Here is a 7941-nt window from a genome sequence, read left to right as displayed (position 1 = left end):
GATGCCAAATATTCTTTAGGCTAGTCATAATCATAACGCTGTGAATCACTATACAAAACCTCTGCTGAGCAAGGTGTTTAGTTCCTTGACAAAGTTGTAAATAACTAGCGTACTAAAGACTAGGACTACTCTGACCAGTTCACTTAAACTGCTGGATATGTTACTCATATCAATGCGATCAAAAAAGCAGAGGAGATTACCATCACCACTGCTCTTTCACCCTAACAATGAGAACTATAGCTGTTAACTGATTGCGCAACTCTTCTACGCAGGTTACCCAGGCAGGTTACAGATCACCGCCCCGCACCGCCAGCAAGAAAATAACCACTGGGCCAGAAAGCATAATCAAGGATACAAATGTCAACTGGGCAATAACTTCCCAATTCACTGCACTAATAAAATTTGTAAAAAACTCCATAAACCCAACCATACAGACAATTCACACTGCTAATCCTATCGAGAGATGCTTACTTATCTTAAGAAAGTTTACAAAACTCCAAGAAAGGACAATCGTCTAACGTTAGTGAAAGGATTACGAATCTCAGAGGCCCTAGGATTCTGGTGAAGATTTAGCGGCTCGACGACGCTCTCGTGCTACCGCCCAAGCATCTGTCATGCGTTTGAAATTAACTAAAAATTCCGAAATTCCAACCAAACTACCAGGAGTATCCTCTTCCCAGGACGCTGAAAGAGCACCATAGCTCAAACCCACTACGCCTAGACCAAAACAGCCCATACTCACTAAAAGCACTGCCACATTGGGTAATGCAAACCATCCGTGACTAACTAACTGATAGGAAATTACAAACACCAAAATACCCATTATCGAAGGAATGCCACAAAGAACAACCATGCGGCTTACCATCCGACGAGACACCACCTCTGGAATGCCAACGGCCCGATCTGCTTGAGCATCAGTTGCCTCTGCTGGAGAAGCGGTCTTGCCTAGAATCTGTTTGGCTCGCTCTTGCAATGAATTGGACTGTGATCGCTGGGAGCCAGAGCTAGCTGTTGTCCCTGATGGAGCAGAAGCCCGCTTTTCAGCAACTACTTGTTTGTCGCCAGCTTGGCTCTTACCCTTCTTGCGCCCGCTAGCTGGTTCAAAGGGAAGGCGTTGACGATCGCTGGAATTGGACGTTTGATCGGTAGCCATACTATCAAGCCTATTGCAGTAAACCCCTAACCACGAATACCAAGACGCTCAATCAAAGCCTTGTAGCGAGCGGGATCCTTCTGGTTAATATAGGCCAGTAAATGTTTACGTTGACCAATCATTTTGAGTAGTCCCCGACGAGATGTGTTGTCTTTTTTATTGGTTTTCAGGTGTTCACTCAAACGGGTAATGCGCTCAGTCAGGATTGCAACCTGAACATCGGCAGAGCCAGTGTCTGTCTCATGGAGTTGATACTCGTGAATGATTTTGTGTTTGCGTTCCTGTAGCAAAGCCATGGCAAAAAATCTGCTTACGGTAATGTTGGCAAAAGCTAATGGTAGCACACCTAGCTTCATTGACTCAACCAAGCAATCGCCAGACGAATCCATTCTTCAGCACTTGCATTCTTGGGCAGGGCTGTGGACTGTCCTACAGCTTGCAATGCCTGCTGAATCTCAGTTGTTGTATAACCGAGAGCCAGTAGTGTCAATTCTACATCTTCTTGAATCGCAATCGTAGGCCCTGCTAGTGGGGTAGAGAGCAGCCCTGATTGCTGTCGCCACTCAACTAGCTTGCTGCGCAGCTCTAGGGTAATGCGTTCAGCCGTTTTAGTCCCAACCCCAGGCGATCGTGCCAGCAGGCGTGTATTGCCTGAAACAATGGCTTGCACCAAATCTGGCAATGTAAAAGTATCCAGCAACGCGATCGCAACTTGTGGCCCAATGCCACTAACGGTCAATAGCTGTTTGAACAGATCCCGCTCTGCTCCAGAACTAAAGCCATAGAGTGCAATCTGGTCATCCCGAACTTGCTGGTGGGTAAAAATCTGGAGAACGGTACCAACTTCTGGCAAAGTCTGCACCAAACGAGGTACAACTTGGATGTCATACCCAACATTATGAACATCCAGCGTTATGGTGACTCGATTCCCTGCTTTTTGTACAGATGCGATCGTTCCCCGCAGGTAACCAATCATAACCGTTGATTTGGTGACTCACTAGCCTTAGCAGTCAGCACATCATCAAAATCAGATATTGGCAATTCTGACTTAGGAAATGGACAGGTTTGCGCTCCCCAGTCACACTGAAACAGGTAAGGCTTTTGCCAACTCAAGGGGATTTCGAGTAAATCTCTAGAGCCAGTAAAACCCTGCCCTAGGAACAAGACTAGGGCAACGCAATTGAGAACAACATGGGCGATGCGCCATCGCTCCGAGCGATCCCTGTAAATGTCTGGCAAGATTGCTAGCGAAAATATCATCAGCAAGGTTGCTGCTATCCCATAGTAGTAGTGGGAGATATACCACTCAAAGCCACGACGAAACACACCGTCTTGACATCCCAGAAAAACTACTCCAGTGCCTGTTAGTGTCGCAAACACGGCTCGCCAAAGTACAGGAGTAGCTCGATACAACAACACTAGTGCTGCGATCGTTGCTACTAAAATCAAGGCCAACAATATCAGTTTAGTTGGTGCTTTACGCCACAGCTCTAATCCACGGTCATCTTTGATAAAAATTGAGTAGCTAAGGGCTATGAGTGTAATCCCAACCACGGAGCCAGTCAGCCACCGACCCATCTTGACATGCTCAGAACCCACTACAGGTGGAATCCTAGTTTTTTCACCAGCCTTTAGCATAAGACGACGTTGCCGAGTTTGCCATGCCATATTGACAACCGTGCCAATCAAGGGAAACACCAAGACTACAGCCAAGAGTGGATGGATTAACGAAAACAAGTCCTTAGTACTCATAGGATGCTATTCACACTGTACGATGCATGACGGGGTAAGTCTGTAACCAGTCCATAGGCCATAACCTTAAATAACAGTCTAACCAAGCAACCGCTTGCGCAGGTCAACTACTATTTTGCTAGATTAAACAGTACCTGTAATGTTGCTATGCCTACTTCTACGCTGAGTCTCAGTGAATAGTTTTCAGAAGTTCTGCAAATGTTTATTGCCAAAAGTTTGCTAGTATAGCTTACTGCGGCTAACGAGCAGCATCGAGGAGATGGATTAGCTGTCAGTAGCCTTAATGTTATTGGGTTTGTAGAGTATCAATGAAAGTTACCCAGGAAAAGCAGCCTGCGAGTCGAGTTGGGTTAGCGATTGAAGTTCCAGCAGAGCGCTTGAAAAGAGCGTATGAGCAGGTCATTCAAAAATATCTGCGAGAGTATAATTTCCCTGGGTTTCGGAAGGGCAAAGTTCCCAGAACATTCCTTGTACAGCGGTTTGGTGAACGTCGCCTTAAGGCTACAGCGTTAGAAGATGTCATAAATCAATGTATTCAACAGGCGATCGAGCAAGAAAAGCTAAAAACCATCGGCGATGTAGATTTGACATCCTCCTTTGAAGAACTGGTGGATACCCTTGACTTTCAAAAGCCTCTGACGTTTTCGATCGCAGTCGATGTGCAACCCGAAGTTACCCTGCATCAGTATCAGGGATTTGTCGTTCAAGCTGAAGAAGTGAAACCCGACCTGACTCGTGTTGATCAAATGCTTGAGGAACGTCGCCGTGAGATAGCCACCTTGATCCCTGTGGAAGATCGTCCTGCTCAGCTAGATGACATAGCAACTGTGGATTTTGTGGGTAGACTCGTGGCTAGTGATGGCGCAGAGTTGACAGAAGATGACCAAGCAGCCAGGGAGTTTATCGAGCGAGAAGTAACTGACTTTCAGCTCGATATGCTCGAAGATCGCTTTATCCCTGGATTCGTTGACGGCATTGTCGGCATGGAGCTAAATCAATCAAAAGAGATCGTAGTGCAGTTCCCTGCTGACTACTTTCAGGCACAGCTAGCCAATAAGACCGTGGCCTTTACTGTAACCCTGAAGGACTTAAAGGCTAGAGAACTTCCTGATCTGGATGATAACTTCGCTCAAGAGGTAAGTGAATTTGAGACATTGGCAGAGTTGCGTGCTTCTCTAGAAGCAAGAGTGACGGAAGAGGCTAACGATCGTACCCGCTCCAATAAAGAGAACGCCCTGATTGCCGAATTACTAAAGCACGTTGAAGTGGACTTGCCAGCAACTATGATTAACCGTGAGGTTGACTATTTGCTAGAGCAGTCAACTATGCGATTGCAAAACCAAGGCATTCGAATTGATCAACTGTTAAACTCGGAACAGATGCAGGAGTTTCGTCAGCAACTGCAACCAGAGGCAGTAAATCGGCTAAAACAGCGCCTAGCCTTGCGAGAGATTGCCAAGCGTGAAAATATCACGGTTGATCCTAACAAACTTGCTGTCACGGTAAGGGAATATACCCAAGCCATGAGCGATCGCAATGTAGATCCTGAATTGCTAGAAATTGCTGTGAGAGAAGACCTAGTTGCCGAGAATGTATTAGAGTGGCTAGCAGCTCACTCAACAATCGAACTAGTGCCAGAAGGGTCCTTAACACCATCATCTGATACTGAGACATCAGCAAACCTATTGTCGTCAGAGTCATCAACCGTCACTGCCGATGATGCAAGTCCAGTTGCTGAAACAGTGTCTCAACCCGATGAGAACGAGCCAGCATCCCCACTTGCTGATCATCAACCAGCAGATAATCACGAGCCAGTCACCAGTAGTGAGCCAAATCTAGAGGCTTCCGCAGAAGAAATTGCTGGTGAAAAAGCTGAATTAACTCCCAAAAAAAAGCGCTCCAAAGCGAAACCCAAAGCTGATCAAGTAACTGAAGACAATAGCTAACTAGCCTGTGCTAGAGGAATACAGGTTTGCATCATTGATGCATTATTAATACGGGTTAGACGTTGGCTTGTTATGAATTTGTGACTATCAGTTGCTAAAGCTAGTACCTACTAAAGCTCAACTAAAGCTCAAATTTCTGTGATCTATTTCAGCAATTGGTTACAATAGCAGTGAGCTAGGTATGCAACTAGACAGCCGTACACGCATAGTTCACTGTCCAGTAGTTTCTGTGCTAAGCAGGGTCTAGCTAAGCGCTTGTTATTCCAGTGCAGCGTCTACCCGTTGATCAGACGCTATGATCTAGCGAGTATAGTCTAGCGAGTAAGTATTCCATAGCTGCTCAGTCAAAACTCATCACTAAACTTGGGGTGAGTGTGCAGGTAGGTATGGTTTCTAGTGTCTTATTATTAACTAGCTGAACAGCTCAATGAAGAGTTTGATGGTTGATTGGTAGGCACTGACGACTCTCTAGACCTAGAGTTAATTTAGTAGATGCTTGTTCAGGTAGTTCATCGATTAGGTAAGCTTATGTCTGGATTTGTAGATACACACAATGCTCTGCCCATGGTGGTTGAGCAGTCTGGTCGAGGGGAGCGAGCCTTCGATATCTATTCTGGACTCTTGCGGGAGCGAATTGTTTTCCTGGGGTCTCAGGTAACTGATGAACTAGCTGACTCGATCGTTGCTCAGCTCATGTACCTAGATGCTGAAGATCCTGAAAAAGACATTCAACTTTACATTAACTCTCCAGGCGGTTCAATCACCGCAGGCATGGCTATCTACGACACAATGCAACAGATTCGTCCCGATGTTGCTACGATCTGTTTTGGATTAGCTGCTAGTATGGGTACGTTTCTATTGTCAGGCGGAGCAAAAGGTAAGCGTATGTCTCTACCAAATGCCCGGATTATGATTCATCAGCCATCTGGAGGTGCTCAAGGTCAGGCTGTTGACATTGAAATTCAGGCAAGGGAGATACTCTACCACAAGCAAACGCTGAACCGCCTTTTGGCTGAGCACACCGGTCAGCCTCTGGAGCGGATTGAAATGGACACAGAGCGTGATTTTTTCATGTCAGCCGAAGAGGCTAAAGAGTATGGCTTGATTGATCATGTCTTTAAAAATCGTCCTTCGCATCCGTCAAACTCTTAGTTCACCGCTTCTTGAGATTTTGAGGCATCTATGTCCAAATACGACTCCCATCTTAAGTGTTCCTTCTGCGGTAAGTCGCAGGAACAAGTTCGTAAGCTTATTGCTGGGCCTGGGGTCTATATTTGTGATGAATGCGTAGATCTTTGTAACGAGATTCTAGACGAAGAGTTGTTTGATGCTAGCGTTTCGGTTTCTCAACCTAGTAATCGTCGTGAACAACAGCAAGAAAAGCGCAAAGCTAAGACTAGTTCTATTTCCCTAAGCCAAATTCCAAAGCCCAGAGAGCTTAAGAAGTATCTTGATGAGTATGTAATTGGTCAAGATGCTGCCAAGAAGGTACTTTCAGTTGCCGTTTACAATCACTACAAGCGTCTCAGTGTCCTTCAGGCAAAAGACTCTAGATCTAGTAAGGTGCCTCAAGACGATGTTGAATTACAAAAGTCCAATATCTTGCTAATTGGCCCCACAGGCTGTGGCAAGACGCTTCTGGCCCAGACTCTAGCAAAGATTTTAGACGTGCCATTTGCCGTGGCTGATGCTACAACGCTAACTGAGGCAGGGTATGTTGGTGAAGATGTTGAAAATATTCTGCTGCGCCTACTCCAAGTAGCTGACCTAGATGTTGAAGAAGCCCAGCGTGGCATCATCTACATTGACGAGATTGATAAGATTGCTCGTAAGAGTGAGAATCCATCGATTACTCGTGATGTTTCAGGAGAAGGTGTGCAACAGGCACTGCTAAAGATGCTTGAAGGCACTGTTGCGAATGTTCCTCCTCAAGGTGGTCGCAAGCATCCCTATCAGGACTGCATTCAGATTGATACAAGTAACATTCTGTTTATCTGTGGTGGAGCCTTCGTTGGCCTAGAGAAGTTGATTGAACAACGTGTAGGTAAACGTAGCCGTCTTGGTTTTGATGTTGAATCGGTCAGCGATATCAATCAAACTCGTGAGCAGCGTACAGCCGACATGCTGAGGCAGATAGAGCCTGATGACCTAGTAAAGTTTGGCATTATCCCTGAGTTTATTGGTCGCGTGCCTGTGATGGCTGTGGTGGATCCCTTAGATGAGGATGCACTGGTGGCAATCTTAACTGAACCTCGCAATGCACTGGTGAAGCAGTACCAGAAGTTGTTGAAGATGGATAACGTGCAGGTTGAATTTACGCCAGAGGCTATTCGAGCGATCGCCCAAGAAGCCTATCGTCGCAAGACTGGCGCACGTGCATTGCGCAGTATTGTAGAAGAGTTAATGTTAGACGTTATGTATGAGTTGCCATCTCGCAAGGATGTTGCACGGTGTCTGATTACAAAAGAGATGGTTGAGAAGCGCTCTACGGCTGAACTATTGGTGCACCCATCTTCGCTGCCGAAGCCTGAGTCTGCTTAATATCTGAGTAAAACCTATTGTTATCTGCCAACTATGCCTATGAAGGCAGTTGCAATTGTGGGCACTGTATCCCAAGTCGGTAAATCTTTACTAGTGACTGCACTGTGCCGATTATTATTTCGGCAAGGTTGGCGTGTAACCCCGTTTAAGGCGCAAAGTTTAGCTACAACTAGCTACATAACCGTCAGTGGGATAGAGATTGACTACGCTCAAGCAGTGCAGGCCTGGGCAGCAGGGACAGTACCGCGCGCGGAGATGAACCCTGTCGTGCTGAAACCCCAAGATTCTCAACACGTGGAAGTGATCTTCAAAGGTAAGTCCATAGGGGTATGTAGCCTAGAAGACTACACAAAACGCTACACTGAGCAGAGTTGGCAAGTTGTCACTCTAGCATTGCAGCAATTAGCAGAAGAATTTGACATTGTTGTGTGTGAAGGTCTTGGCAACCCTGTGGAAACCGCCCTACAGCCCTGGGACGTATCAAATATGCGCGTGGCCAAGTATCTAGGTGCACCTACTGTTCTAGTGGTGAGTGCCGATCGAGGTGGT

At 46.2% G+C, this 7941-nt stretch carries 9 protein-coding genes; 4 read left to right on the top strand and 5 right to left on the bottom strand.

Going from position 1 to position 7941, the window contains the following annotated elements:
• Positions 1–286 precede the first annotated feature (286 nt).
• From NZ772_09570 to NZ772_09550, 5 genes are all read right to left on the bottom strand, one after another.
• Positions 287–418, bottom strand: coding sequence for a photosystem II reaction center protein Ycf12 (locus tag NZ772_09570; protein MCS6813802.1), 132 nt, complete (start codon positions 416–418; stop codon positions 287–289).
• A 132-nt stretch (positions 419–550) separates the two neighbouring features.
• A complete protein-coding gene (locus tag NZ772_09565) occupies positions 551–1153 on the bottom strand; it encodes a PAM68 family protein (GenBank protein MCS6813801.1) in 603 nt (200 codons plus the stop codon).
• Positions 1154–1179: 26 nt separating this feature from the next.
• Positions 1180–1449 (bottom strand): 30S ribosomal protein S15, encoded by a 270-nt coding sequence (gene rpsO, locus NZ772_09560; protein ID MCS6813800.1) that lies wholly within the window; start codon positions 1447–1449, stop codon positions 1180–1182.
• 56 nt (positions 1450–1505) lie between these two features.
• The gene (gene ruvA, locus NZ772_09555) at positions 1506–2129 is read right to left on the bottom strand and encodes a Holliday junction branch migration protein RuvA (GenBank protein MCS6813799.1); all 624 of its coding nucleotides are present in this window, start codon (positions 2127–2129) and stop codon (positions 1506–1508) included.
• Positions 2126–2905, bottom strand: a complete 780-nt coding sequence (locus NZ772_09550) for a DUF4079 domain-containing protein (protein MCS6813798.1) — start codon at positions 2903–2905, stop codon at positions 2126–2128. The genes ruvA and NZ772_09550 overlap by 4 nt, the downstream gene beginning before the upstream one ends.
• 308 nt (positions 2906–3213) lie before the next feature.
• Between NZ772_09550 and tig the strand changes: the two genes are divergently transcribed.
• From tig to NZ772_09530, 4 genes are all read left to right on the top strand, one after another.
• Positions 3214–4851 carry a trigger factor gene (gene tig / locus NZ772_09545; protein ID MCS6813797.1) on the top strand — a complete coding sequence of 546 codons (1638 nt, stop codon included), beginning with the start codon at positions 3214–3216 and terminating at the stop codon, positions 4849–4851.
• A 528-nt stretch (positions 4852–5379) separates the two neighbouring features.
• Entirely contained in the window at positions 5380–6003 is a 624-nt protein-coding gene (clpP, locus tag NZ772_09540) for an ATP-dependent Clp endopeptidase proteolytic subunit ClpP (protein MCS6813796.1), read from the top strand.
• A gap of 30 nt (positions 6004–6033) precedes the next feature.
• Positions 6034–7392 carry an ATP-dependent protease ATP-binding subunit ClpX gene (gene clpX, locus NZ772_09535; GenBank protein MCS6813795.1) on the top strand — a complete coding sequence of 453 codons (1359 nt, stop codon included), beginning with the start codon at positions 6034–6036 and terminating at the stop codon, positions 7390–7392.
• A 39-nt stretch (positions 7393–7431) separates the two neighbouring features.
• Positions 7432–7941, top strand: a 510-nt coding sequence (locus NZ772_09530; protein MCS6813794.1) for an AAA family ATPase, incomplete at its 3' end; no start/stop codon positions are given.

This window comes from Cyanobacteriota bacterium (genome assembly GCA_025054735.1).
In the GTDB taxonomy this organism is placed as follows: Bacteria; Cyanobacteriota; Cyanobacteriia; order SKYG9; family SKYG9; genus SKYG9.
This window is presented reverse-complemented; position numbering and strand designations above follow the sequence as displayed.

What these genes read in the sequence shown, in the direction of transcription:
- NZ772_09550 (MCS6813798.1), bottom strand. Translation starts at nt 2,905, where the DNA reads ATGAGTACTAAGGACTTGTTTTCGTTAATCCATCCACTCTTGGCTGTA.
- tig (MCS6813797.1), top strand. Translation starts at nt 3,214, where the DNA reads ATGAAAGTTACCCAGGAAAAGCAGCCTGCGAGTCGAGTTGGGTTAGCG.
- NZ772_09570 (MCS6813802.1), bottom strand. Translation starts at nt 418, where the DNA reads ATGGAGTTTTTTACAAATTTTATTAGTGCAGTGAATTGGGAAGTTATT.
- clpX (MCS6813795.1), top strand. Translation starts at nt 6,034, where the DNA reads ATGTCCAAATACGACTCCCATCTTAAGTGTTCCTTCTGCGGTAAGTCG.
- ruvA (MCS6813799.1), bottom strand. Translation starts at nt 2,129, where the DNA reads ATGATTGGTTACCTGCGGGGAACGATCGCATCTGTACAAAAAGCAGGG.
- NZ772_09565 (MCS6813801.1), bottom strand. Translation starts at nt 1,153, where the DNA reads ATGGCTACCGATCAAACGTCCAATTCCAGCGATCGTCAACGCCTTCCC.
- clpP (MCS6813796.1), top strand. Translation starts at nt 5,380, where the DNA reads ATGTCTGGATTTGTAGATACACACAATGCTCTGCCCATGGTGGTTGAG.
- rpsO (MCS6813800.1), bottom strand. Translation starts at nt 1,449, where the DNA reads ATGGCTTTGCTACAGGAACGCAAACACAAAATCATTCACGAGTATCAA.